Here is a 25,011-nt window from a genome sequence, read left to right as displayed (position 1 = left end):
ACACCGCCGTACGCCGGCCGCGGGTCCGACGTGGCAGGGCGCGCAGTTCCCCGCGTCCCTCACGGGGCGCTCAGGGCGGAGGGTTTCACGGGCATGGGGCCCCGCCCCATAGGATTGGTCCCAAACACACACACTCACCCCAGAGGATCGCTGCATGCCTGGCATCACGCGCGAGGAGGTCGCCCACCTCGCCCGGCTGGCGCGTCTGGAGCTGAAGCCCGAAGAGCTCGACCACTTCGCGGGCCAGCTCGACGACATCATCGGCGCGGTCGCCCGCGTCAGCGAGGTCGCCGACCAAGACGTACCGCCGACCTCGCACCCGCTCCCGCTGACGAACGTTATGCGGGCCGACGAGGTCCGTCCCTCGCTCACCCCCGAGCAGGCGCTCTCCGGCGCCCCGGCCCAGGAGCAGCAGCGTTTCAAGGTGCCGCAGATCCTGGGGGAGGAGTAAACCGCCATGAGCGATCAGATCATCAAGCTCACCGCGGCCGAGACCGCAGCGAAGATCGCCTCCGGCGAGCTCACCGCGGTCGAGGTCACCGAGGCCCATCTGGCCCGCATCGAGGCCGTCGACGAGAAGGTGCACGCCTTCCTGCACGTCGACCGTGAGGGCGCCCTCGCGCAGGCCCGCGCCGTGGACGCCAAGCGCGAGCGCGGCGAGAAGCTCGGCCCGCTCGCCGGCGTGCCCCTCGCGCTGAAGGACATCTTCACCACCGAGGGCATCCCGACCACCGTCGGTTCCAAGATCCTCGAGGGCTGGATCCCGCCGTACGACGCGACGCTCACCAAGCGCCTCAAGGCAGCCGACGTCGTCATCCTCGGCAAGACCAACATGGACGAGTTCGCCATGGGGTCCTCCACCGAGAACAGCGCCTACGGCCCGACCGGCAACCCGTGGGACCTCACCCGCATCCCCGGCGGTTCCGGCGGCGGCTCCTCCGCCGCGCTCGCCGCGCACATGGCGCCGCTCGCCATCGGCACCGACACCGGCGGCTCGATCCGCCAGCCGGCGGCCGTCACCGGCACCGTCGGCGTGAAGCCGACGTACGGCGCGGTGTCCCGGTACGGCATGGTCGCCTTCTCCAGCTCGCTGGACCAGGGCGGCCCCTGCGCCCGCACGGTCCTGGACGCGGCCCTGCTGCACGAGGTGATCGCCGGGCACGACCCGATGGACTCGACCTCCATCGACGAGCCGGTCCCGCCGGTCGTGGAGGCCGCCCGCAACGGCAGCGTCCAGGGCATGCGCGTCGGCGTCGTCAAGCAGTTCCGCGGCGAGGGCTACCAGGCCGGTGTCGTCCAGCGGTTCGACGAGTCGGTCGAGCTCCTCAAGGAGCTGGGCGCCGAGATCGTCGAGCTGGACTGCCCGTCCTTCGACCTGGCCCTCTCCGCGTACTACCTGATCGCCCCCTCCGAGTGCTCCTCCAACCTCGCCCGCTTCGACGGCCTGCGCTACGGCGCGCGCGTCGGCGACGACGGCACGCACTCCGCCGAGGAGGTCACCTCGCTGACCCGCGAGGCCGGCTTCGGCGACGAGGTCAAGCGCCGCATCATGCTCGGCACGTACGCGCTCAGCTCCGGCTACTACGACGCGTACTACGGCAGCGCCCAGAAGGTCCGCACGCTCATCAAGCGGGACTTCGACAAGGCCTTCGAGCAGGTCGACGTGATCGTCTCCCCGACCACGCCGACCACCGCCTTCCCGATCGGCGAGCGCGCCGACGACCCGATGGCGATGTACCTCGCGGACCTGTGCACCATCCCGACCAACCTGGCGGGCAACGCCGCCATGTCGCTGCCCTGCGGTCTCGCGCCGGAGGACAACCTGCCGGTCGGGCTGCAGATCATCGCCCCGGTCATGAAGGACGACCGCCTCTACAAGGTGGGTGCCGCCGTCGAGGCCGCCTTCGTGGAAAAGTGGGGCCACCCGCTGCTCGAGGAGGCTCCGTCGTTGTGAGTGCACTGACCAAGGCCAAGGGCTTCAAGAAGTCCCGGTCCGGTACGTACCTGTCCATGGCCGCCACCGCGTTCGGCGCGTTCGGCGTCGCCAAGCGGCTGAAGACGGCGCGCGCCGAGAAGGACACCCTGGTCCTGATCGACGCCACGGTGTCCGCCGCCGCGATCGTCACCGGCCTCGCCATCCTCTACCGCGAGCTGAAGCGGCTGGGCGACGACGACGTCCTGCTGGGCTGAGAGGGAAGTTTTCACCGTGACCACCACGACCGACCTGGTGTCGTACGAGGACGCACTCGCGTCGTACGACCCCGTCATGGGCCTCGAGGTCCATGTCGAACTCGGCACCAAGACCAAGATGTTCTGCGGCTGCTCGACCACGCTCGGCGCCGGCCCGAACACCCAGACCTGCCCGGTCTGCCTCGGCCTGCCCGGCGCGCTCCCGGTCGTCAACGCGACCGGCGTCGAGTCCGCGATCAAGATCGGCCTCGCGCTGAACTGCGAGATCGCCGAGTGGTGCCGCTTCGCCCGGAAGAACTACTTCTATCCGGACATGCCGAAGAACTTCCAGACCTCCCAGTACGACGAGCCGATCGCCTTCAACGGCTACCTCGACGTGCAGCTGGAGGACGGCGAGGTCTTCCGCGTGGAGATCGAGCGCGCCCACATGGAGGAGGACACCGGCAAGTCGACGCACGTCGGCGGCGCCACCGGCCGCATCCACGGCGCGTCCCACTCCCTGCTGGACTACAACCGGGCCGGCATCCCGCTCATCGAGATCGTCACCAAGCCGATCACCGGCGCGGGCGAGCGGGCTCCCGAGGTCGCGCGGGCGTACGTCCGTGAGCTGCGCGAGCTCATCCGTGCGCTCGGCGTGTCCGAGGCCCGCATGGAGATGGGCCAGATGCGCTGCGACGTCAACCTGTCGCTGATGCCGAAGGGCGCCGACAAGTTCGGCACCCGCAGCGAGACGAAGAACGTCAACTCGCTGCGTTCCGTCGAGCGGGCCGCCCGCTTCGAGATCCAGCGCCACGCGGCCGTGCTGTCGTCCGGCGGGACGATCGTGCAGGAGACCCGGCACTTCCACGAGGACACGGGGTCCACGACCTCGGGCCGCGTGAAGGAGGAGGCCGAGGACTACCGCTACTTCCCCGAGCCGGACCTGGTGCCGGTCGCCCCGGCCCGCGAGTGGGTCGAGGAACTGCGCGCGGGCCTGCCCGAGCTGCCGCTGGTGCGCCGCAACCGGCTCCGCGAGGAGTGGGGCGTCTCCGCCACCGACATGCAGGCCATCCTCAACGCCGGTGCGCTGGACCTGATCGTCGCGACGATCGACGCCGGCGCCGACGCGGCCTCCGCCCGCAAGTGGTGGATGGGCGAGCTGGCCCGCAGCGCCAACGAGTCCGGCACGGCGCTGGACGAGCTGGCGATCACCCCGGCGCAGGTGGCCCGCGTCACCGAGCTGGTGGCCAAGGGCGACCTGAACGACAAGCTGGCCCGCCAGGTCATCGAGGGCGTCCTCGCCGGTGAGGGCACCCCGGACGAGGTCGTGGAGAAGCGCGGCCTGAAGGTCGTCTCCGACGAGGGTGCGCTCACCGCCGCCGTCGACGAGGCGATCGCCGGCAATCCGGCCGTCGCGGACAAGATCCGCGGCGGCAAGGTCGCCGCGGCCGGTGCGCTGGTCGGCGCGGTCATGAAGGCCACGCGCGGCCAGGCGGACGCGGCCCGGGTGAAGGAGCTGATCCTTCAGAAGCTGGGCGTCGAGGGCTGAGCCCGTACGGCATGAGGGAAGGGGGGCGCACCCACCGGGTGCGCCCCCCTTCCCGTGTGTCAGACCGGGTCAGCGGCGGCGGCCCACCACGCGGGTGAAGCCCAGCGTGCGGCCCTGGTCGGCGCGCACCAGCCGCGCGTTCTCCCGGCTCATCCGCACATGGAGCTCGTCCGGGTGGTGCTCGGCCACGACCTCGCTCCACAGCAGCCACTCCCGCCAGCCGTCCTCCAGCCAGTCGGCCGCCAGGACGTCCACGGCCCCGCTGCGGGTCCAGTGGCGGCGCCACCAGGCGGGGCTGTGGAAGCACCAGAATGCGGGCTCCCAGAAGGGCCTCAGATGCTGCGGGGGTTCGCTGCCCTCGATCTCCTCGGACAGGGACGGGACGACGACCCCGATCCGCCCGCCCGGCTTCAGCAGCCGGGTCAGCGTGGGCAGGTACAGGTCGTCGGTGCCGAAGTACTGGTAGGCGTCGACGGAGACGATCGCGTCGAAGGTCTCCTCCCCGAAGGGCAGGTCGTGCGCCTCCGCGAGGACGGGCTGGACCCGGTCGGCGACGCCCGCCTCGGCGATCCGGCGGGCGTTCTCGTCCGGCCTGATCCACAGGTCGGCGGCGGTGACCTGGACGTCGTACTCCCTGGCCAGGAAGACGGACGTCATGGCGCGGCCGCAGCCCAGGTCGAGCACCCGGGCGCCGGGGCGCAGGGTGTCCAGGCCGAGGGCGGGGGCCAGCCACTCCAGCAGCCACAGCGCGTGCGGGCCCATCTGGTTGTCGACGGTCCACTGCGGGTCGTAGGCGCCGCTGCGCGGGTACCGGGGCAGGCTCAGGCGGCTAGCGAGGTCGTCGTGCGAGGTGTTCGGTGTGATGTCCGACATCGGTGAACGGGCTCCTTGAGGCCGTGAAGAGGGAAAGGGTCGCGTCGGAGGTCGGACGGACAAGCATCAAAGCACCTGCTTCGGCCGGCGGCGGACTGCCGCGGGGATGTCGGACCGACGGACGCTAGCAGCCGTCCGGGCGGACCCGCATCCGGGTTTCCGGAGGTGAGGCGATACGCTCCGGCGCCATGAGTGGACGCCCCGATTCCGACCTGACCCCGGACACTCAGACCTCCCCGGACACGGCCGAGGGCGCCCCGGAGACTACGGAGGACGCCCCCGAGCGGGCCCCGGAGGACGCTCCGGAGGACCTTTCCGAGGCCGATGACGAGCACGACGACGAGCACGACGGCGAGCACGACGACGAGCACGACGGCGACCTTCTCGAGGAGCAGGCCCGCCGCGCCCGTTGGGCCGCCGCCGGCACCGGCATCGTGCTCGCCCTCGCCGGAACGGCCGCCGCGCTGCTCCGGGTCTCCGGGACCGCCCCGGCCCTCGTCCCCGTCGCCTACGCCTGCGGCGCGGCCGTCTGCGCCCTCGCGGCGGTGCTGGGCGCGCGCGGACGCACCCGCAGGGCGCTGTGGGCCGCCGTCGCGGGCGTCATGATCATGGCGCTGGGCGACCAGTTCGACTGAGACGAGCGGCCCGGGAACCCCCTGTGACCGGCCAAGAAGAAGAAATGTGAGTTAGTCCACGAAGGCGACAAACGATCATTTTCGCCTGTAACAGTGGCAGGGCATTGCTCATGCGTTCTTTGCGGACCGTCCGGCCGTTCGCCGCCCGGTGTCCGCCCAAAGATCCACCCCGAGCCATACCGGGAGCACGCCTGTGGCAGCCCTAGCACGTTGGTGCGTTCAGCGCCGTCTGGTCACCGTTCTGCTGTGGCTGCTCGCCCTGGTCGGGATCGCGGCGGGCGCCTTCGTCGCCGGCTCCGCCTACTCCAACGACTACAAGGTGCCCGGCACCGAGTCGGGGCGTGCCACCGAGCTGCTGAACGAAGGCTTCCCCTCGCTGGGGGGCGACAGCGACAGCGTGGTCTGGCACACGCCCTCCGGCACCGTCCGCGACAGCGGCGTCGAGCAGACCATGACACGCACCCTCGACCGGCTCGAGGAACTGCCCGGCGTCGCCTCCGTCAGCGGCCCGTACGACGACGGGGGCGCCGGACGCATCAGCGCCGACGGCCGTACCGCCTACGCGACCGTGACCTTCGAGCACTCCGGCAAGGACATCACCAGCGGTGAGGCCGAGGCCGTGGTCAAGACGGCGAAGGCCGCCGAGACCGACGGGCTGGACGTCGAGCTGGGCGGCAGCGCCGTCGAGCTGAGCGAGCCGTCCGGCGGGCACACCGCCGAGATCGTCGGCGTGGCCGTCGCCGCCGTGGTGCTGTTCCTCGCCTTCGGCTCCCTCGCCGCCTCCCTGCTGCCCATCGCCACGGCGCTGGTGAGCGTGGGCACCGCCTACGCGGGCATCGTGCTGCTCGGCCACGTGATGACCGTCGCGGACTTCGCGCCGATGCTCGGCCTGCTGATCGGGCTCGGCGTGGGCATCGACTACGCGCTGTTCATCGTCACCCGGCACCGGCGCGGGCTGAAACGCGGCCTGAGCGTCACCGAGGCCGCCACCAACGCCGTCGCCACCACCGGCCGTGCGGTCGTGTTCGCGGGTGCGACCGTCTGCATAGCCCTGCTGGGCATGCTGATCCTGCGCCTGAACTTCCTCAACGGCGTCGCCGTGGCCGCCTCGCTCACCGTGGTGCTCACCGTCGCCGCCTCCGTCACCCTGCTGCCCGCCCTGCTGTCGCTGATCGGCACCCGCGCCCTCAGCCGCAGGGAGCGGCGCCGGCTCGCCGAGCACGGGCCGGAACCTGAGCTGCCCACCGGGTTCGCCGCCCGCTGGTCGGCGTTCGTGGAGCGCCACCCCAAGCTGCTCGGCGCGGTCGCCGTCGTCGTGATGGCCGTCCTCGCGCTGCCCACCTTTTCGCTCCACCTGGGCACCTCCGACCAGGGCAACGACCCGAAGACCTCCACCACCCGCCAGGCCTACGACCTGATCGCCGACGGCTTCGGGCCGGGCGTGAACGGGCCGCTCACCCTCGTCACCGAGGTCGACGACGCCCAGGACCGGCTCGCCCTGGACAACCTGGGCTCCACGCTGCGCACCACCGAGGACGTCGCCTCCGTGTCGCCGGTGACGTACAACCAGGGCGGCGACACCGCCTTCCTCACCGTCGTACCGGAGTCGTCCCCGCAGTCGAAGCAGACCAGCGACCTGGTGGACCGGCTGCGCGAGGACGTCCTGCCCCGCGCCGAGTCGGGCACCTCGCTCGACGTGCACGTCGGCGGTGTGACGGCCGGCTACGACGACTTCGCCACCGTCATCGTCGACAAGCTGCCCCTGTTCGTCGGGGTGGTGATCGGCCTGGGCTGTCTGCTGCTGCTCCTCGCCTTCCGCTCCATCGGCATCCCGCTCAAGGCCGCCGCGATGAACGTGGCCGCGGTCGCCGGGGCGTTCGGCGTGGTCGTCATGATCTTCCAGTGGGGCTGGGGGAGCGACCTGCTCGGCCTCGGCAGCGCGGGCCCCGTCGAACCCTTCCTGCCCGTGATCATGGTGTCGGTGCTGTTCGGGCTGTCCATGGACTACCAGGTCTTCCTGGTGAGCCGGATGTACGAGGAATGGCTGGAGACCGGCGACAACCGGCGGGCCGTGCGCGTGGGCCTCGCCGAGACCAGCCGCGTGATCAACTCCGCCGCCGTCATCATGATCTCGGTCTTCCTCGCCTTCGTGCTCAGCGGCGACCGTGTGATCGCCATGTTCGGCATCGCCCTCGCCGCGGCCGTCGCCCTCGACGCGTTCGTGCTGCGCACCCTGCTCGTGCCCGCGCTGATGCACCTCCTCGGCGGCGCCAACTGGTGGCTGCCGAAGTGGCTGGACCGGATCCTGCCCCGGATCAGCATCGAACCGCCCGAGTGCCGTGCCGCCCATGAGAGGCTGGCCGCCGTCACGGACGCGGAGGTCGCGGACGTGCTGGCGGAGGAGGAGCGGCAGCGGGATGTACGCGATACGACTGGGTGACGACGGCGCCGAGATGCGCCCCCTGGAGGTCTGGCACGCCGAGGAGTTCCTCGCCCACCTGGACCGGGGCCGCGCGTTCATCAACCGCTTCGTCCCCTTCGGGTCCCGCGCCACCGACCTGGACAGCGCGCGTGAGGCGCTCCAGCGGTACGCCGACCTGCGCGCCGCCGACACGGCCTCGCTGCACGGGCTGTGGCTCGACGGCAAGCTGGTCGGCGGGGTCCTCACCCTGAACTTCGACGCGGCGGCCGGCACCTGCGAGGTCGGCTGCTGGCTGGAGCCCGCAGGCACCGGACGCGGACTGGTCACCCGCGCCATGCGCGTGCTGATCGACTGGGCCGTCGAGGAACGCGGCATCCACCGCGTCGAATGGGTCGCCGCGTCCGGCAACACCGCCAGCATCGCCGTCGCCCGCCGGCTCGGCATGACCCGTGACGGCGTCCGCCGCGAGGCCCACCTCCACCACGGCGTACGGCACGACCTGGAGGTCTGGTCCCTGCTGGCCCCCGAGTGGCGCGCCCGCGCCACGCAGCCCGAAGGCCGCTGGGCCGGGCGTTAAGCGGAATCTCAGACGGTCTCCGTACGGTGCGGGGCATGGCTGAGAAAACAGAGGACGAGACCGAAACCGGAACCACGACCGTCGTGACGTCCGACGAGCGGACAGCGGTGCGGACGCAGGAGCGGCCGGAGGAGGCCGTCGCCGGACCGGAGGACACCGCAGCCGAGGAGCACGCCGAGCCGGCCGAGGCCCCCTCCGGGACCGGACAGGGCGCGGCGGCGGTCGTCTCCGCGGCGCTCGGCCTGGTCTCCCTCACCGGCGGCTGGCCGGGCACGGTGGCCGCCGCCCGCGAGACCCTGGTGGGCCAGCTGCGCACCGCCGCCGACGCGAGCGTCGCCACCCAGATCAAGGAGGTCTACGGCGACGCCTGGGACACCACCGCCCTGTGGGGCGGCCTGTTCGCCCTCGTCGCGCTGATCACCGGCGTGGTGGTCCTGGTCCGGCCCGCGTTCGGCGCGCCCGGCCGCACCGCGCAGGCGCCGTGGACCAAGTCCGTCGCCTGGGCCGGCGTCACCCTCGGCGTCATCGGACTGCTGCTGGCGGTGCTCACGTACACGGGCGTGCTGCTGGGCCTGCCCGCGGCATCCTGAGGGGTCCTAGGCACCCTCTTAGGCGTCCTCTCAGGCGCCTGCTCCGTCAAGGCACGCGACGTCTAAGGCGTCCCCGCCCGCGAAGATATGGAACTCTCCCGATGCGGCTCGTCCGCCTTGGAGACGAAGGTGGAGGCATCGCAGAACGCGATACCGACACCGGATCCGAGGGGGAAACCATCATGTTCGACATCGAGCTGCACCGGCTCCGCCACGACGACCTGGTCCGCCGGGCCGAGGCGGAGCGCCGGGTCCGCGAGGCGGTACAGGTCCGCCGCGCCGCCCGCCGCACAGCCGCCGCACGCGGCGCCGAGCCCGAGAGCCATACCCGGCGCCGGTCCTGGTTCACCCGGACCGCATGAGCACCGCCCGGGGGCGGCGGCCGCACGCAAGCGGCCGCCGCCCCGTCGTCGGTGCGCACGGCCGGGCGACACGTGGACGAGAAGGAGGGGGCGCCGTGCCGGTGCACCGGGAGACGAAAACCGCTGCGCCGTCGCCGCGGACGCGTGCGATGCTCGGGGGCGTGGAGACCAAGTCCGTCAGTCCCGTGTTCGTCGGCCGCACCGGCGAACTCGCCACCCTGGTCGACGCGTTCGCCCGGGCCGGCGCCGGTGAACCGCAGGCGCTGCTGGTCGGCGGCGAGGCCGGGGTGGGCAAGACCCGTCTCGTGGAGGAGTTCGCCGCCGCCGTCCGCGACCGGGGCGGGGTCGTCGCCCTCGGCGGATGCGTGGAGATCGGCGCCGACGGCCTGCCCTTCGCCCCCTTCTCCACGGCCCTGCGGCAGCTGCGCCGGGAACTGCCCGAACAGCTCGCGGCCGCCGCCGACGGGCAGGAGGAGGAACTGGCCCGGCTGCTGCCCGAGCTCGCCGTCGCCGCCGCCCGCGAGGCCCGCCGCGACGAACAGGGCATGGCCCGGCTCTTCGAGCTCACCGCCCGCCTGCTGGAACGGGTCGCCGCCGAGCACACCGTCGTCCTCGTCCTGGAGGACCTGCACTGGGCCGACGCCTCCACCCGCCATCTGCTCGCCTACCTCTTCCGCACGCTGCGCACCGGCCGCCTCGTCGTCCTCGCCACCTACCGCTCCGACGACATCCACCGCCGCCACCCGCTGCGCCCCCTCCTCGCCGAACTCGACCGGCTGCGCACCGTCCACCGCGTCGAACTGGGCCGCTTCAGCCGCGAGGAGGTGCACCGGCAGATCGCCGGCATCCTCGCCCGCGAACCGGAACCGGACCGCGTCGACGACATCTTCGAACGCTCCGACGGCAACGCCTTCTTCGTCGAGGAGCTCGCCGTCGCCGCCGACGAGGGCTGCCGCACCGGCCTCACCGACTCCTTGCGCGACCTGCTCCTGGTCAGGGTCGAGAACCTGCCGGAGAGCGCCCAGCGGGTCGTCCGGATCGTCGCCGAGGGCGGCTCCACCGTCGAGGACCGGCTGCTCGCCGCCGTCGCAGGACTCGACGAGGACGACCTCATCGAGGCCCTGCGCGCCGCAGTCAACGCCAGCATCCTCACACCCGCCCCCGACCGCGACGGCTACCGTTTCCGGCACTCCCTGGTCCGCGAGGCCGTCAGCGACGACCTGCTGCCCGGCGAACGCTCCCGCCTCAACCGCCGCTTCGCCGAGGCCCTGGAGGCCGACCCCGCGCTCGTCCCCGCCGACGAGCGGCCCACCCGGCTGGCCAGCTACTGGTACCACGCCCACGACGCCGCCAAGGCCCTGCCCGCCGTCCTCGACGCCTCCGTCGTGGCCCGCCGGCGCCACGCCTACGCCGAGCAACTCCGCCTGCTCGAAAGGGCGATGGAGCTGTGGGACGCGGTCCCCGACACCGTGCGCGCCGGACTTCGGCCGCTCGACCAGGCCGAGGCCTACCCGCCCCCGCCGCCCGGCTGCGACGAGGACCCCTGCGCCGACGACGCCGCCACACGGCCGCTGCGCCACCTCGACCTCCTGGCCGAGGCCGCCGTCGCGGGCCGCCTCTGCGGCGAACGCGAACGCTCCCTGAAGCTCACCAGGCGGGCGCTGCGCCTCCTCGACGAGGACCCCGACCCGCTGCGCGCCGCCTGGTTCTGGGTGCAGCGCTCCCGGCTCACCCAGGCCCTCGCCCGCGGCGACGGCTGGGAGGAGCTGGGCACCGCCCAGGAACTGGTGCGCGGACTGCCGCCCTCCGAGGTGCACGCCGAGGTGCTCGCCTCCGTCGCCGGCTGGTCGATGCTGCACGACCCCGGCCCCGACGCCATGGCCGACGCGGAACGCGCCGTCGAGTACGCCCGCATGGTCGGCGCCCACGACATCGAGCTCAACGCCCGGCTCACCCTCGGCGGCCTCATGGTCGACGCCGGCGACATCGAGGCCGGACTCGCCGAGATGTACGAGGTCAAACAGCGGGCGACCGAACTGGGCGTCGACATGGTGCTGGCCCGGTCCTTCGTCAACCTGCCCTCCGTGCTGGAGGGCGTCGGCCGCTCCGAGGAGGCTGTACGGCTCCTCGAGGAGGGGGTGGAGGTCACCCGGCGGCTCGGACTGCTGGACTCCGAGGCATGGGTGTGGGGCAACCTCGCCGAGTCCTTGGTGTCCGTCGGGCGCTGGGAGGACGCCGCCCGCGCCGCGGCCGGAGCGCAGCGGATCGAGCAGAGCGCCAAGCCGCGCGCCGGCGGCTCGGTGCGCCTGGCCCATCTCGCCTTTCTGCGCGGCGACACCGCCGAGGCGGCGCGCTGCCTCGCCGAGGCCCGCGCCCACTTCGGCACGCATGACCCGATGCCCCAGTATGCCCTGCCGATGAAGTGGGTCGCCCTCCGCGTCGCCGCCGCCGAGGGCCGCCCGGAGGAGGCCCGCGCCGAACTGTTCGCCGCGCTCGACGCCGGCTTCCCGCCCGGCACCCAGCGCTACGCCTGGCCCCTGCTGCTCGCCGCCACCACCGCCGAGGCCGACCGGTACGGCGACCCCGCGACCGAACCGGGCCGCCCGGAGGTCCTCGACCGGATCCGCGGGGCGGCGAGGAACCTCGCCACCGGCGTGCCCCTCTGGCAGGCCCACGACCAGTGGCTGCGCGCCGAACTGCTGCGCGCCGAGGGCCGCGGCGAGCCGGACGCCTGGTCCGAGGCCGTCGCCGCCCTGGAGCCGCTGGGGCGGCCCCATGACCTCGCCTGCGTCCGCCTCCGGCTCGCCGAGGCACTGCTGGCCGCAGGCGGGGGCGAGGACGAGCGGGCCCGCGCCACCGAGCTGCTGCGCCTGGTCGACGCCGTCGCCGGCCACCTCGGCGCTGCGCCGCTGGCCCGGGACGCGGCGCTGCTGGCCCGGCGCGGACGCCTGGCGCTGACGCCGGCCCCCCGCGAGGAGCCGGCCCCGGTGCCCGCCGACCCGGCCGAGGCGCTCGGCCTGACCAGCAGGGAGCGGGACGTGCTGCGCCTGGTGGCGGCCGGGCACACCAACCGGCGGATCGCCGAGGAGCTGTTCATCTCGCCGAAGACGGCCAGCGTCCATGTCTCGAACATCCTCGCCAAGCTGGGCGTCTCCGGCCGCGGCGAGGCGGCGGCCGTGGCCCACCGCCTCGGCCTGTTCCCGGACGGTTCTGCCGACGGATCCGGGAAGCTCGCCACCGCGCGACAATCGGTGTAGGACACAAGCGGCCCGGCACCCGGGGCGCCCTGCGAAAGGGGAGCGATGTTCAACGCCTTCGAGGAACTGTTCTCCCCCGGGCGCAAGCACACCCAGGACGAGCAGAAGCGGCTGGCGCTGACCCGGGAGGACGTCGGTGACGCCGACCCCGGACGCGGCCCGATAGACCTCGCCTCCGGAAAGGTCACCGTCCGCCGCCCGGCCCCGGCGGACGAGGAGACGGACGGCACCGGGGACGCCGCCCCGGACCCGGCCTGATCCGAACGGAAGACCTAGCTGACCCTCAGCTCCAGCACGCGGTCGTCCTCCGGCTCCGGGACGCCCCGGCCGTCCGTGTTGCTCGTCACCAGCCACAGCCGGTCGCCGCCCGCCGCGACCACCGTGCGCAGCCGGCCGTACTCCTCCTCCAGGAACGCCTGCGGCTTCGCGGAGGCCTCCGTGCCCTTCAGGGGTATCCGCCACAGCCGCTCGCCCCGCAGCCCCGCCATCCAGACCGATCCCTCGGCGTACGCGATGCCGCTGGGCGAGGCGTCCTCGGTGCTCCACTGGGCGATGGGGTTGTGGAAGCCGCCCTCGTCCGCGTGGCCCTCGGCCTCGGGCCAGCCGTAGTTGTCGCCCGGGGCCACCGCGTTCAGCTCGTCCCAGGTGTTCTGCCCGAACTCCGAGGCGAAAAGCCGCTGTTCACGGTCCCAGGCCAGGCCCTGCACATTGCGGTGGCCGTAGGAGTACACGGGGGAGCCGGGGAACGGGTTGCCCGGGGCCGGCTCGCCGTCCGGGGTCAACCGCAGGATCTTGCCGCCGAGGGACTTCTTGTCCTGGGACAGCCCGGTGTCGCCGCTCTCGCCCGTGCCCGCGTACAGCATCCGGTCCGGGCCGAACGCGATCCGGCCGCCGTTGTGGATCACACCCTTGGGGATGCCCCGGAACACCGTGTCGGGCGCCCCGAGCTGCTCGCCCGCCGGCTTCCGCTCGTTGTAGAGCATCCGCACGATGCGGTTGTCGGAGGCCGAGGTGAAGTACGCGTAGATCATGTGGTCGGAGGCGAAGCCGGGGGAGAGGGCGATGCCCAGCAGGCCCCCCTCGCCCTCGGACGCCACCCCGGGCACCTCGCCCAGCTCGGTCTTCCTGCCCGTCTCCCCGTCGATCCGGGTGATCGTGGCCTCGTCGCGGGAGGAGACGAGGAGGTCGCCGTCCCCGACCGGGGCCAGGCCCCAGGGACTGGCCAGCCCCGTCGCCACCGTACGGACCACCGTCACCGAGCCCTTCGCGGGCGGGGTCTCCTCCGCCTTCCCGGACGGAGAGGACGGGGCCGCGGCGGCCGAGGAGGCGGCGGCGTCCTTCTCCGGCGGCGCTCCGTCGTCGGAGGAGCAGCCGGCGGTCAGCAGGAGCGCTGCGGCGGCCAGCACGGCCGGCACGGCTCGTCGTTGCACGATCTCGTCCCTTCGACGCGGCGGGTTCTGTCTGTCATACACCGCTCGCGCCTCACAGGTTCCCGCTTCGCCTGCCCCGAACCTCGGAGCGCTGCGGGGGCGGGACCCTCAGTCCCACGACCCCTGGGCCGGCGGCAGCCCCGCGATCTCCGCCAGGTCCTCGTCGGTCAGCCGAAGCCCGGCCGCCCCCGCGTTCTCCGTCACCCACCGCTCCCGCTTGGCGCCCGGCACCGCGATCACCTGCCGGCCGCGGCTCAGCACCCAGGCCAGGGCGACCTGCGCCGGGGTGACGTCCTCCCCGTGGCGGCGCGCGACCCGGCGCAGACCGGCCACGATCGGCTGGTTCGCGGCCATCATCTCGGCCGTGAACCGCGGGTGCCGGGCGCGCAGGTCGTCCGCCTCGAACCCCTCGCCCGGCGTCAGCGTCCCGGTCAGGAAGCCGTTGCCCAGCGGCATCGCCGCCAGGAAGCCCACGCCTCGCGCCTCGCACCAGGGCAGCAGCGTCTCCAGCGCCTCCGGCGACCACACCGACAGCTCCGCCTGCACCGCGCTCACCGGGAAGACCTGCTGCACCCGCTCCAGCTGCCGGATCGTCGCGTCGTGCAGCCGCGCCCCCGGCCGCCGCGACGAGCGCGCCCCGACCGCGCACAGACCCAGCGCCCGCACCTTGCCCGCCCGCACCAGCTCCGCCATCGCGCCCCAGGTCTCCTCCACCGGGACCTCCGGGTCGGCGCGGTGCAGCTGGTAGAGGTCGATCACGTCGGTCTGCAGCCGCCGCAGCGACGCGTCGCAGGCCCGCCTGACGTACCCGGGGCGGCCGTTGGCCACGATGTGCTGGTCGCCCACCAGCAGTCCGACCTTCGTCGACACGAAGGCGTCGGCACGCCGCTCCTTCAACACCCGCCCGAGCAGCAGCTCGTTGGTGAACGGTCCGTACATGTCGGCGGTGTCGAGGAGGGACGAGCCCGCGTCCAGCGCCCGGTGCACCGCCCTCAGCGACTCCTCGCCGCGCTGCCTGGACGTGCTGTAGGCCCAGCTCATCGGCATGCACCCGAGACCCACCGCGCCCACCGAGAGCGCCGCCGCGCCGATCGTCCTGCGCTCCACCTGCTCGTGACCCTCCCTCTCCGGTCCCCCAACCTAACCTCTGCCGTCCCGGCGGCCTGAACTAGCCTCCGGGGCATGACTCCTGACGTGTGGCTTCCCATCCCCCCGGACGAGATCGACGGACTCCCCGAGGGGCCGCGCTACCACTTCTGGGACGGCGGCGAGACGTACCCGGCCGACCCGGAGAACTGCGACGTCTACGTCGTGCCGTACATGAAGCCCGCCGAGGTGTGCCTGCGTCCCCTGCCGCGGATGCGGTCCGTGCGCGTGGTGCAGACCCTGTCGGCCGGCATCGACCATGTGCAGCCCGGCCTGAAGGACCTGCCCTCCGGCGTGCGGCTGTGCAACGCGCGCGGTGTGCACGAGGCCAGCACCGCGGAGCTCACGCTCACCCTGATCCTCGCCTCCCTGCGCGGCATCCCCGGCTTCGTGCGCGCCCAGGACCGAGGGGAGTGGCAAGGCGGGTTCCGGCCGGCGCTCGCCGACCGGACCGTGCTGATCGTCGGGTACGGCTCGATCGGCGCGGCCATCGAGGACCGGCTCGCCCCGTTCGAGCTCGCGCGGGTGGCGCGCGTCGCGCGCTCCGCGCGCACAACGGAGCGCGGGCCGGTGCATCCGCTCACCGAACTTCCCTCCCTGCTCCCGGAGGCGGACGTCGTCGTCCTGTCCACCCCGCTGACCGAGGGCACCCGGCACCTCGTGGACGCCGCCTTCCTGGGCCGGATGAAGGACGGGGCCCTGCTCGTGAACGTCGCCCGCGGGCCGGTCGTCGACACCAAGGCCCTGCTCACCGAGGTGGAGAGCGGCCGCCTCACCGCGGCGCTCGACGTCACCGACCCCGAACCCCTGCCCGCCGACCACCCGTTGTGGCGGGCGCCCGGCGTCCTGATCACCCCGCACGTCGGCGGACCGACGTCCGCGTTCCTCCCCCGCGCGAAGCGCCTGCTGCGCGACCAGTTGGGCCGATACGTGAACCGCGAGGAGCTCGGGAACGTGATCCTGGTGACGGGAAGGGAAGACGTGTAGTCCGCTTCGAGTACCGTCCGCGACTCCCCGGGAGCGGTGGGTACTCGGCGGTTCGATGATCGTCACGGAGCGTAGAGGACCTATGTCCCTGAGTGACGATACTGGTGTATCGTCCCGACAGGGGCTGCGCCGACGACCAACGGCGCGGGGGAGCGACACGGAGACGGTGAGGGGGGCGACGGGCGATGCACGGCCAGACGACCAGCGATCCGACGCGGCAGACGCGTCGGCGGCGACACCGGCACGCGGACACGCACAGGCACGGTCAGCACATCCGGCGCGGCGGACGGACCGACGGCGCCGGTCACCACCCTCCCCGGCGGACGAGCCGCCCGACCCGTGCCCAGGCGCACCGGGGTCCCTGGAGCGCGGAGGCGGCGCGGACCGGGAGGGACCGGTGAGCGCGCCGCCGACCCCCACCCTCGACGGAGCGCTGCGTCCCGCGTCCGCCCCGCGGACCCTGCTGCCGGCGTCGAGCGCCGGCCGCCGCCCGGGCCCTGCCGCCCAGTTCGTGCTCGCCCTGGTCTGCGGCGCCTACGCCGTCGGCGCCGCGTTCGGCTGGGGGTCGGAGCGACTCGCCCTGGTCATGGGGGACTTCGGGCTGAGCGCGGCCGCCGCGGCCGCCGCCGTGTCCTGTGCGGTCTACGCCCGCAACCGCCGCACCCGGTACCGGTCCGCCTGGATGCTGTTCGGGATCTCCTCGGCCATGGCGTCCCTGGGCAACCTCGTCTGGGGCTGGTACGAGGTCGTGCTGGGCCGCGAGGTGCCGAGCCCCAGCTACGCCGACCTGTTCTTCCTCTGCTTCGCGCCGCCCGCCATCGTCGGCCTGCTGGTGCTCGCCAAACGGCCCGTGACCAAGGCCGGCTGGGTGTGCCTCGGCCTCGACGCCTGGCTGATCGGCGGCTCGCTGCTGACCCTGGCGTGGAGCCTCGCCCTCGCCCAGGCGGCCCAGGCCGAGGGGCCGAGCGTCGCGCACACGGCGCTGTCCCTGGCGTACCCGCTGCTCGACATCGCCCTCGTCAGCATGGTCCTCGCGCTGCACTTCCGGCGCGCGTCGGTCAACCGCTCGGCGGTGAACACCGCGATCGGGGCGCTCGCGCTCACCGTGATGTGCGACGCCCTGTTCACCTCCCCGCTGCTGCACGCCGACTACCGCTCGGGGCAGTTGCTCGACGCGGGCTGGTTCGCCGGGTCGCTGCTGCTGGCCTACGCGCCCTGGACCGCGCCCCGCCCCGGCGGACCGGACCGGGGGCCGTCCGCGCGCGTGGTCCGCGAGCACCTGCCCGGGCGGCGCGCCGCCCCCGACCACCCGTACGCGCCGCCGCCCGGCGGGGGAGCGGGCCGGTACCAGCTCTCCCGGCCCATCGCCGGATCACTCGCCGCGCTCACCCCGTACCTGGCGGCGGCCGTGTGCACCCTGGGGATCCTCTACAACGTCCTCAACGGCCGCAGCGTCGACCGGGTCGTGCTGATCACCGGGGGCACCGTGGCGCTCGCGCTCGTCGTGCGCCAGGGCATCATGCTCCTCGACAACATCACCCTCACCCAGGAACTCGCCCAGGCGGAGAACCACTTCCGCTCCCTGGTGCAGGGCTCCAGCGACGTCATCATGATCGCCGCTCCCAGCGGCGTCCTGCGCTACGTCTCCCCGGCCGCCGCCGGGGTGTACGGCCGCCCGGCGGAGGACCTGGTCGGCACCGAACTGGCCTCCCTGATCCACCCCGAGGACCTCGGCTGCGTCGTGCACGAGGTACGGCGGTTCCTCGCCGCCGACCCGGTGGAGGAGCCCACCACGCGCATCGAGTGCCGCTTCCGCTTCGGCGGCGGGGGAGAAGCCGGGAGCGGGGGAGGCTGGCTCAACGTGGAGTCCACCGTCAACCGGCACCAGGGCGGCCTCATCTTCAACAGCCGTGACGTCACCGAGCGGGTCCGCCTCCAGGCCCAGCTCCAGCACAACGCGGAGCACGACCCGCTGACCGACCTGCCCAACCGGGCCCTGTTCACCCGGCGCGTGCAGCAGGCGCTCTCCGGCCGCCGCGCCTCGGACCGGGGCGCCGCCCTGCGCGGCACGGCGGTGCTCTTCATCGACCTCGACGGCTTCAAGGGCGTCAACGACACCATCGGCCACCAGGCCGGGGACGAACTGCTCGTGCAGGCCGCCCGCAGACTCCAGGACGCCGTCCGCAAGGGCGACACCGCCTCCCGGCTCGGCGGCGACGAGTTCGCGGCGCTCATCGTCGGCGACGGCGTACGCGACCGGGACGCGCGCGAGGGGCACATCCTCGAGCTGGCCGACCGGCTCAGAGTCACCCTTTCCCAGCCCTACCTCATCGACGGCAACGATGTCCGCGTCAACGCCTCCATCGGCGTCGCCTTCGCCGAACCGGGCATCGGCGCGGGCGAACTGCTGCGCAACGCCGACCTCGCGATGTACCGGGCGAAGGCCGCGGGCAAGGGCCGCGTCGAGCTGTACAAGCCGCACATGCAGCAGGACGTCGTCCGCAAGGCGGAGCTGGCCACACGGCTGCGCGCGGCGCTGCACCACGGCGAGTTCGCCCTGCTGCACCAGCCCGTGGTGTGCCTGGCGGACGGCCGGATCGCTTCCGTGTCCGCCCAGGCGCGCTGGCGCTCCTCCCAGGGCGTGCTGTTCACGCCCGAGGAGTTCCTGCGTGTCGCCGAGGACAGCGAGAAGACCGCCGAGCTGGGCCGCTGGATGCTGGAGGAGGCCGTCGAGCAGGCCGCCGAACGGCACGCCACGGGCCTGCCCGTGCCGGTCGCCGTGCGGCTGAGCGCGCGCCGGCTGCTGGACCGCTCGCTGCCCCTCGGCTCGGTCGAGGCGCTGCTCACCCGGCACGGTCTGCCGTCCGGCTCGCTGATCGTGGAGCTGGCCGACACCGACCCCCGGGTCCCCCTCGACGAGCTGGAGCGGCGGCTCACCGTGCTCAAGCGGCTCGGCGTACGGATCTCCCTGGACGGCTTCGGCAGCGGACGCGCGGCGATCACGGCACTCCGACGGCTGCCCGCCGACATGCTGAAGCTCGACCGCAGCCTGGTCGACGGTGTGGCGGAGTCCGCGCGGTTGTACAAGATCACCCACGGGCTGCTGCGGATCGCCTCCGACCTCGGGCTGCAGACCGTGGCCGACGGCGTGGACCTGCCCGAGCAGGCCGAGGCGCTGCGCGCGATGGGCTGCACCCACGGACAGGGACTGGCCTTCTCCGGGCCGCTCGACGAGTACCGGCTGCGCCGGGCGCTGGCCACCGGGCACTACCCGGTTCCGCACGCCCCGGCCGAGCCGGTGCTGGCCGGCGGGGGCGGTTCCCCCGTGTACTCCGCGGGGGTGACGGCGGTGCTCAAAAGCGCTACGACACTCCGCTCACATAATGAGACTCCCGTCCCACCCACTTGACAGTGAGTGTGCGCCGGGGGGAGGGTCAGTGCCATGCGCACCCGAATTCTCGTACTTGGAAAGCGCGTCGGCTGACGCTGAGCGACGAAAGCTCAGCGACCCACCACCCGGCGCGCTCCCCTCGCTTGCCTTACGGCACGAGGGGTTTTTTGTTGCACAGGCACCTGCCGAGCAGCACGCGTAACCCGCACGAACTTCGCAGAAAACCCTCAGCATCGAGAAGAGAATGCCGATGACCGAGCAGGCCACCGGGGCCCATCACCCGCAGCCGCGGCCCCGTACCGGAGGACAGCAGTCCGCCCCCGTCGAGCACGTCACGGGCGCGCAGTCCCTCATCCGCTCTCTCGAGGAGGTCGGCGCCGACACCGTATTCGGCATTCCCGGCGGTGCGATCCTTCCGGCGTACGACCCGTTGATGGACTCCACGCGGGTGCGCCACGTGCTGGTCCGGCACGAGCAGGGCGCGGGTCACGCGGCCACGGGTTACGCGCAGGCCACCGGCAAGGTGGGCGTCTGCATGGCGACGTCGGGTCCCGGCGCCACCAACCTGGTGACGCCCATCGCCGACGCGCACATGGACTCCGTCCCGCTGGTGGCGATCACCGGCCAGGTCGCCTCCAAGGCGATCGGCACGGACGCCTTCCAGGAGGCGGACATCGTCGGCATCACCATGCCGATCACCAAGCACAACTTCCTGGTCACCAAGGCCGAGGACATCCCGCGGGTCATCGCCCAGGCGTTCCACATCGCCTCCACCGGCCGCCCCGGCCCGGTGCTGGTCGACATCGCCAAAGACGCCCTCCAGGCGAAGACCACCTTCACCTGGCCGCCCGTCATGGACCTGCCCGGCTACCGGCCCGTCACCAAGCCGCACGCCAAGCAGATCCGTGAGGCCGCCAAGCTCATCACCTCCGCGAAGCGACCCGTCCTCTACGTCGGCGGCGGGGTCATCAAGGCCCGGGCCACCGCCGAGCTGAAGGTCCTCGCCGAGCTCACCGGAGCGCCCGTCACCACCACCCTGATGGCGCTCGGCGCGTTCCCCGACAGCCACCCGCTGCACGTGGGAATGCCGGGCATGCACGGTTCGGTCACCGCCGTCACCGCGTTGCAGAAGGCCGACCTGATCGTCGCCCTCGGAGCCCGCTTCGACGACCGCGTCACCGGCAAGCTGGACAGCTTCGCCCCGTACGCCAAGATCGTCCACGCCGACATCGACCCGGCGGAGATCGGCAAGAACCGCGCCGCCGACGTGCCGATCGTCGGTGACGCCCGTGAGGTCCTCGCCGACCTCATCCAGGCCGTCCAGAAGGAGCATGCCGAGGGTCACCGCGGCGACTACGGCGCCTGGTGGAACGACCTGAACCGCTGGCGCGACACCTACCCGCTGGGCTACGACCAGCCGGCGGACGGCTCGCTCTCCCCGCAGCAGGTCATCGAGCGCATCGGGCAGCTCGCGCCCGAGGGCACGATCTTCGCGGCGGGCGTCGGCCAGCACCAGATGTGGGCCGCGCACTTCATCCAGTACGACAAGCCCGCCACCTGGCTGAACTCCGGCGGCGCCGGGACGATGGGCTACGCGGTCCCGGCCGCCATGGGCGCCAAGGCCGGCGCGCCCGACCGCGCGGTCTGGGCGATCGACGGCGACGGCTGCTTCCAGATGACCAACCAGGAGCTCACCACCTGCGCCCTGAACAACATCCCGATCAAGGTCGCCGTCATCAACAACGGCGCCCTCGGGATGGTCCGTCAGTGGCAGACGCTGTTCTACAACCAGCGGTACTCGAACACGGTCCTGCACTCCGGTCCCGACGACGTCAACCCGGAGGCGAGGGGCACCCGCGTCCCCGACTTCGTGAAGCTGTCGGAGGCCATGGGCTGCTACGCGATCCGCTGCGAGGACCCCGCGGACCTCGACAAGGTCATCGAGGAGGCGAACTCCGTCAACGACCGTCCGGTCGTGGTGGACTTCATCGTCCACGAGGACGCGATGGTCTGGCCGATGGTCGCCGCCGGCACCTCCAACGACGAGATCATGGCCGCCCGGGACGTGCGCCCCGACTTCGGCGACAACGAAGACGACTGAGCGAGAGAGACCGAAGAGATCATGTCCAAGCACACGCTCTCCGTCCTGGTGGAGAACACCCCCGGCATCCTGGCCCGGATCGCCGCCCTGTTCTCCCGCCGCGGCTTCAACATCGACTCGCTCGCCGTGGGTGTCACCGAGCACCCCGACATCTCCCGCATCACCATCGTGGTGAGCGTCGACGAGTTCCCGCTGGAGCAGGTCACCAAGCAGCTCAACAAGCTCGTCAACGTGCTGAAGATCGTCGAGCTCGAACCCGGGCAGGCCGTCCAGCGCGAACTCGTTCTGGTGAAGGTGCGCGCAGACAACGAGACGCGCTCCCAGATCGTCGAGATCGTCCAGCTGTTCCGCGCCAAGACCGTGGACGTCTCCCCGGAGGCCGTCACCATCGAGGCCACCGGGAGCAGCGACAAACTGTCCGCCATGCTCCGGATGCTGGAGCCCTTCGGCATCAAGGAGCTGGTCCAGTCCGGCACCATCGCGATCGGACGCGGTGCCCGTTCGATCACGGACCGGTCGCTGCGCGCCCTGGACCGGTCGGCCTGAGACACCGAACGGGCGGCCGGGACACGGCCGGCCGCCCGTATCGCGAGACCCCCAACCTTCCCCCTCCCTCACCGTCATACGGTGGGACGCAACACCTGCACACAAGGAGAGAACCCAGTGGCCGAGCTGTTCTACGACGCCGACGCCGACCTGTCCATCATCCAGGGCCGCAAGGTCGCGGTCATCGGGTACGGCAGCCAGGGCCACGCCCACGCCCTGTCGCTGCGCGACTCCGGCGTCGACGTGCGCGTCGGTCTGCACGAGGGCTCCAAGTCCAAGGCCAAGGCCGAGGAGCAGGGCCTGCGCGTGGTGACCCCGTCCGAGGCCGCCGCCGAGGCCGACGTCATCATGATCCTCGTCCCGGACCCGATCCAGGGTCAGGTCTACGAGGAGTCCATCGCCCCGAACCTGAAGGACGGCGACGCGCTGTTCTTCGGCCACGGCTTCAACATCCGCTTCGGCTTCATCAAGCCCCCGGCCGGCGTCGACGTCTGCATGGTCGCCCCGAAGGGCCCGGGCCACCTGGTGCGCCGTCAGTACGAGGAGGGCCGCGGCGTCCCCTGCATCGCGGCCGTCGAGCAGGACGCCACGGGCAACGCCTTCGCGCTCGCCCTGTCGTACGCGAAGGGCATCGGCGGCACCCGCGCCGGCGTCATCAAGACCACCTTCACCGAGGAGACCGAGACCGACCTGTTCGGTGAGCAGGCCGTCCTCTGCGGTGGCACCGCCGCGCTGGTCAAGGCGGGCTTCGAGACGCTGACCGAGGCCGGCTACCAGCCGGAGATCGCCTACTTCGAGTGCCTGCACGAGCTGAAGCTGATCGTGGACCTCATGTACGAGGGCGGCCTGGAGAAGATGCGCTGGTCGATCTCCGAGACCGCCGAGTGGGGCGACTACGTCACCGGCCCGCGGATCATCACCGACGCCACCAAGGCCGAGATGAAGAAGGTCCTCGCCGAGATCCAGGACGGCACCTTTGCGCAGACCTGGATGGACGAGTACCACGGCGGTCTGAAGAAGTACGACGAGTACAAGAAGCAGGACTCCGAGCACCTCCTGGAGACCACCGGCAAGCAGCTGCGCAAGCTGATGAGCTGGGTCGACGAAGAGGCCTGAGCCGACCGTCCTGAGGGCCGGGGCAGCGCGCCCCGGCCCTCAGGACGAACCAGGGGTAACGTCGGTGGTACGGCGTTGTCCGTCCCGTCCGCCACGGACGGGTGATCCTTCCGAAGCGGCGTAAGACGACGCCCTCGGCGCCACTACACTGCTGCACTACATACGCGTCAGGCCCACAGCGTCGTGCGTCTTCCACGCGGCTAGCACTTCTTCACCGCCTGCGGCCGTCGGGACGGCCGTCCGCATTGGGACTTGTGAGGACTCACGTGAGCTCGAAACCCGTCGTACTCATCGCTGAAGAGCTGTCGCCCGCCACCGTCGACGCACTCGGCCCGGACTTCGAGATCCGGCACTGCAACGGCGCGGACCGCGCCGAACTGCTCCCCGCCATCGCCGACGTGGACGCGATCCTCATCCGCTCGGCCACCAAGGTCGACGCCGAGGCGATCGCCGCCGCGAACAAGCTGAGGGTCGTCGCACGAGCCGGCGTCGGCCTCGACAACGTCGACGTCTCCGCCGCCACCAAGGCCGGCGTGATGGTCGTGAACGCCCCCACCTCGAACATCGTGACCGCCGCCGAGCTCGCCTGCGGTCTGATCCTCGCCACCGCGCGCAACATCCCGCAGGCCAACGCCGCGCTGAAGAACGGCGAGTGGAAGCGGAGCAAGTACACGGGCGTCGAGCTCGCCGAGAAGACCCTCGGTGTCGTGGGTCTGGGGCGGATCGGCGCCCTCGTCGCGCAGCGCATGTCCGCCTTCGGCATGAAGGTCGTCGCCTACGACCCCTACGTGCAGCCCGCGCGGGCCGCGCAGATGGGCGTCAAGGTGCTGTCGCTGGACGAGCTGCTCGAGGTCTCCGACTTCATCACCGTCCACCTGCCGAAGACCCCCGAGACGCTGGGCCTGATCGGCGACGAGGCGCTGCGCAAGGTCAAGCCGACCGTGCGCGTCATCAACGCCGCGCGCGGCGGCATCGTCGACGAGGAGGCGCTGTACTCGGCGCTCAAGGAGGGCCGCGTCGCCGGCGCCGGCCTCGACGTGTACGCGAAGGAGCCGTGCACCGACTCCCCGCTCTTCGAGTTCGACCAGGTCGTCTGCACCCCGCACCTCGGCGCCTCCACGGACGAGGCGCAGGAGAAGGCCGGCATCGCCGTCGCCCGCTCGGTGCGCCTCGCCCTCGCCGGTGAGCTGGTCCCCGACGCGGTGAACGTCCAGGGCGGTGTCATCGCCGAGGACGTCAAGCCGGGCCTGCCGCTCGCCGAGCGCCTCGGCCGCATCTTCACCGCGCTCGCCGGCGAGGTCGCCGTCCGCCTCGACGTCGAGGTGTACGGCGAGATCACCCAGCACGACGTGAAGGTGCTGGAGCTGTCCGCGCTCAAGGGCGTCTTCGAGGACGTCGTCGACGAGACCGTCTCCTACGTCAACGCCCCGCTGTTCGCGCAGGAGCGCGGCGTCGAGGTGCGGCTGACCACCAGCTCGGAGTCGGCCGACCACCGCAACGTCGTCACCGTGCGCGGCACCCTGGCCGACGGCGAGGAGATCTCGGTCTCCGGCACGCTGGCCGGCCCGAAGCACGTCCAGAAGATCGTCGCGGTCGGCGAGTACGACGTCGACCTGGCGCTCGCCGACCACATGGTCGTCCTGCGCTACGAGGACCGCCCGGGTGTCGTCGGCACCGTCGGCCGCATCCTCGGCGAGGCCGGCATCAACATCGCCGGTATGCAGGTCGCCCGTGCGACGGTCGGCGGCGAGGCGCTCGCCGTGCTGACCGTCGACGACACGGTGTCCACCTCGGTTCTCGGTGAGCTGGCCGCGGAGATCGGGGCGACCTCCGCGCGGTCCGTGAACCTGGTCTGACCCG

Annotated in this window: 20 protein-coding genes; 17 read left to right on the top strand and 3 right to left on the bottom strand. The window is 72.3% G+C overall.

Annotated elements, in window-relative coordinates; translation table 11 throughout:
• Positions 1 to 154: 154 nt before the first annotated feature.
• Genes gatC through gatB form a run of 4 tightly spaced genes read left to right on the top strand, consistent with a single transcriptional unit; the run spans position 155 to position 3,718 of the window.
• Complete coding sequence (gatC, locus tag ELQ39_RS08805) at positions 155 to 451, top strand: Asp-tRNA(Asn)/Glu-tRNA(Gln) amidotransferase subunit GatC (protein ID WP_006130840.1); 297 nt, start codon at positions 155 to 157, stop codon at positions 449 to 451.
• A gap of 6 nt (positions 452 to 457) precedes the next feature.
• Positions 458 to 1,954 (top strand): Asp-tRNA(Asn)/Glu-tRNA(Gln) amidotransferase subunit GatA, encoded by a 1,497-nt coding sequence (gatA, locus tag ELQ39_RS08800; RefSeq protein WP_225628771.1) that lies wholly within the window; start codon positions 458 to 460, stop codon positions 1,952 to 1,954.
• Positions 1,951 to 2,190 carry a hypothetical protein gene (locus ELQ39_RS08795; protein WP_033276008.1) on the top strand — a complete coding sequence of 80 codons (240 nt, stop codon included), beginning with the start codon at positions 1,951 to 1,953 and terminating at the stop codon, positions 2,188 to 2,190. Before gatA ends, ELQ39_RS08795 begins: the two co-directional genes overlap by 4 nt.
• A 16-nt stretch (positions 2,191 to 2,206) precedes the next feature.
• A complete protein-coding gene (gene gatB / locus ELQ39_RS08790) occupies positions 2,207 to 3,718 on the top strand; it encodes an Asp-tRNA(Asn)/Glu-tRNA(Gln) amidotransferase subunit GatB (protein WP_225628772.1) in 1,512 nt (503 codons plus the stop codon).
• Positions 3,719 to 3,787: 69 nt separating this feature from the next.
• Here gatB and ELQ39_RS08785 read toward each other — a convergent pair whose 3' ends face one another.
• Positions 3,788 to 4,591, bottom strand: coding sequence for an SAM-dependent methyltransferase (locus ELQ39_RS08785; protein WP_242591564.1), 804 nt, complete (start codon positions 4,589 to 4,591; stop codon positions 3,788 to 3,790).
• 188 nt (positions 4,592 to 4,779) lie between these two features.
• On the opposite strand from ELQ39_RS08785, the gene ELQ39_RS08780 reads away from it, so the two are divergent.
• From ELQ39_RS08780 to ELQ39_RS08750, 7 genes are all read left to right on the top strand, one after another.
• Complete coding sequence (locus ELQ39_RS08780; RefSeq protein WP_242591563.1) at positions 4,780 to 5,226, top strand: hypothetical protein; 447 nt, start codon at positions 4,780 to 4,782, stop codon at positions 5,224 to 5,226.
• A gap of 193 nt (positions 5,227 to 5,419) precedes the next feature.
• Positions 5,420 to 7,666, top strand: coding sequence for an MMPL family transporter (locus tag ELQ39_RS08775; protein ID WP_190005664.1), 2,247 nt, complete (start codon positions 5,420 to 5,422; stop codon positions 7,664 to 7,666).
• A complete protein-coding gene (locus tag ELQ39_RS08770; protein WP_190005665.1) occupies positions 7,644 to 8,225 on the top strand; it encodes a GNAT family N-acetyltransferase in 582 nt (193 codons plus the stop codon). The genes ELQ39_RS08775 and ELQ39_RS08770 overlap by 23 nt, the downstream gene beginning before the upstream one ends.
• Before the next feature lie 35 nt (positions 8,226 to 8,260).
• Complete coding sequence (locus tag ELQ39_RS08765) at positions 8,261 to 8,815, top strand: hypothetical protein (protein ID WP_242591562.1); 555 nt, start codon at positions 8,261 to 8,263, stop codon at positions 8,813 to 8,815.
• A 182-nt stretch (positions 8,816 to 8,997) separates the two neighbouring features.
• Positions 8,998 to 9,177, top strand: a complete 180-nt coding sequence (locus ELQ39_RS08760; RefSeq protein ID WP_242591561.1) for a hypothetical protein — start codon at positions 8,998 to 9,000, stop codon at positions 9,175 to 9,177.
• A 149-nt stretch (positions 9,178 to 9,326) separates the two neighbouring features.
• Entirely contained in the window at positions 9,327 to 12,434 is a 3,108-nt protein-coding gene (locus tag ELQ39_RS08755) for a helix-turn-helix transcriptional regulator (protein WP_242595568.1), read from the top strand.
• Between the two features lie 45 nt (positions 12,435 to 12,479).
• Entirely contained in the window at positions 12,480 to 12,692 is a 213-nt protein-coding gene (locus ELQ39_RS08750; RefSeq protein WP_190005668.1) for a DUF6191 domain-containing protein, read from the top strand.
• Between the two features lie 14 nt (positions 12,693 to 12,706).
• Here the strand turns inward: ELQ39_RS08750 and ELQ39_RS08745 are convergent, their stop codons facing one another.
• Entirely contained in the window at positions 12,707 to 13,849 is a 1,143-nt protein-coding gene (locus ELQ39_RS08745) for a PQQ-dependent sugar dehydrogenase (RefSeq protein ID WP_225628794.1), read from the bottom strand.
• A gap of 123 nt (positions 13,850 to 13,972) precedes the next feature.
• Positions 13,973 to 14,971, bottom strand: a complete 999-nt coding sequence (locus ELQ39_RS08740) for an aldo/keto reductase (protein WP_190005669.1) — start codon at positions 14,969 to 14,971, stop codon at positions 13,973 to 13,975.
• A 75-nt stretch (positions 14,972 to 15,046) separates the two neighbouring features.
• Here ELQ39_RS08740 and ELQ39_RS08735 point away from each other — a divergent pair, with 75 nt between their 5' ends.
• The 6 genes from ELQ39_RS08735 (at position 15,047) to serA (ending at position 25,007) form a co-directional block, all read left to right on the top strand.
• Positions 15,047 to 15,997, top strand: coding sequence for a 2-hydroxyacid dehydrogenase (locus ELQ39_RS08735; RefSeq protein ID WP_242591560.1), 951 nt, complete (start codon positions 15,047 to 15,049; stop codon positions 15,995 to 15,997).
• Between the two features lie 397 nt (positions 15,998 to 16,394).
• On the top strand, positions 16,395 to 19,406 hold the full coding sequence (locus ELQ39_RS08730) for an EAL domain-containing protein (protein ID WP_190005671.1): 3,012 nt from the start codon (positions 16,395 to 16,397) through the stop codon (positions 19,404 to 19,406).
• 232 nt (positions 19,407 to 19,638) lie between these two features.
• On the top strand, positions 19,639 to 21,489 hold the full coding sequence (locus ELQ39_RS08725) for an acetolactate synthase large subunit (protein ID WP_190005672.1): 1,851 nt from the start codon (positions 19,639 to 19,641) through the stop codon (positions 21,487 to 21,489).
• 21 nt (positions 21,490 to 21,510) lie between these two features.
• Positions 21,511 to 22,035: an acetolactate synthase small subunit gene (gene ilvN / locus ELQ39_RS08720; RefSeq protein ID WP_019524397.1), complete on the top strand. Its 525-nt coding sequence runs from the start codon at positions 21,511 to 21,513 to the stop codon at positions 22,033 to 22,035.
• 117 nt (positions 22,036 to 22,152) lie between these two features.
• The gene (gene ilvC, locus ELQ39_RS08715) at positions 22,153 to 23,151 is read left to right on the top strand and encodes a ketol-acid reductoisomerase (RefSeq protein WP_190005673.1); all 999 of its coding nucleotides are present in this window, start codon (positions 22,153 to 22,155) and stop codon (positions 23,149 to 23,151) included.
• A gap of 266 nt (positions 23,152 to 23,417) precedes the next feature.
• Positions 23,418 to 25,007, top strand: a complete 1,590-nt coding sequence (gene serA, locus ELQ39_RS08710; protein WP_190005674.1) for a phosphoglycerate dehydrogenase — start codon at positions 23,418 to 23,420, stop codon at positions 25,005 to 25,007.
• The last annotated feature ends 4 nt before the right edge of the window (positions 25,008 to 25,011 follow it).

This window comes from Streptomyces sp. GB4-14 (assembly GCF_022696125.1).
GTDB lineage: Bacteria > Actinomycetota > Actinomycetes > Streptomycetales > Streptomycetaceae > Streptomyces > Streptomyces werraensis.
The sequence above is the reverse complement of the archived record's forward strand: the minus strand, read 5'-3'. Positions and strand labels throughout refer to the sequence as shown.

Bases quoted from the DNA above. Each gene is read 5' to 3' on its own strand.
- ELQ39_RS08750 (WP_190005668.1), top strand. From the start codon at position 12,480: ATGTTCAACGCCTTCGAGGAACTGTTCTCCCCCGGGCGCAAGCACACC.
- ELQ39_RS08770 (WP_190005665.1), top strand. From the start codon at position 7,644: ATGTACGCGATACGACTGGGTGACGACGGCGCCGAGATGCGCCCCCTG.
- gatC (WP_006130840.1), top strand. From the start codon at position 155: ATGCCTGGCATCACGCGCGAGGAGGTCGCCCACCTCGCCCGGCTGGCG.
- ELQ39_RS08735 (WP_242591560.1), top strand. From the start codon at position 15,047: ATGACTCCTGACGTGTGGCTTCCCATCCCCCCGGACGAGATCGACGGA.
- ELQ39_RS08785 (WP_242591564.1), bottom strand. From the start codon at position 4,591: ATGTCGGACATCACACCGAACACCTCGCACGACGACCTCGCTAGCCGC.
- ilvN (WP_019524397.1), top strand. From the start codon at position 21,511: ATGTCCAAGCACACGCTCTCCGTCCTGGTGGAGAACACCCCCGGCATC.
- gatA (WP_225628771.1), top strand. From the start codon at position 458: ATGAGCGATCAGATCATCAAGCTCACCGCGGCCGAGACCGCAGCGAAG.
- ELQ39_RS08755 (WP_242595568.1), top strand. From the start codon at position 9,327: ATGCTCGGGGGCGTGGAGACCAAGTCCGTCAGTCCCGTGTTCGTCGGC.
- ELQ39_RS08765 (WP_242591562.1), top strand. From the start codon at position 8,261: ATGGCTGAGAAAACAGAGGACGAGACCGAAACCGGAACCACGACCGTC.
- ELQ39_RS08780 (WP_242591563.1), top strand. From the start codon at position 4,780: ATGAGTGGACGCCCCGATTCCGACCTGACCCCGGACACTCAGACCTCC.
- ELQ39_RS08725 (WP_190005672.1), top strand. From the start codon at position 19,639: ATGACCGAGCAGGCCACCGGGGCCCATCACCCGCAGCCGCGGCCCCGT.
- ELQ39_RS08760 (WP_242591561.1), top strand. From the start codon at position 8,998: ATGTTCGACATCGAGCTGCACCGGCTCCGCCACGACGACCTGGTCCGC.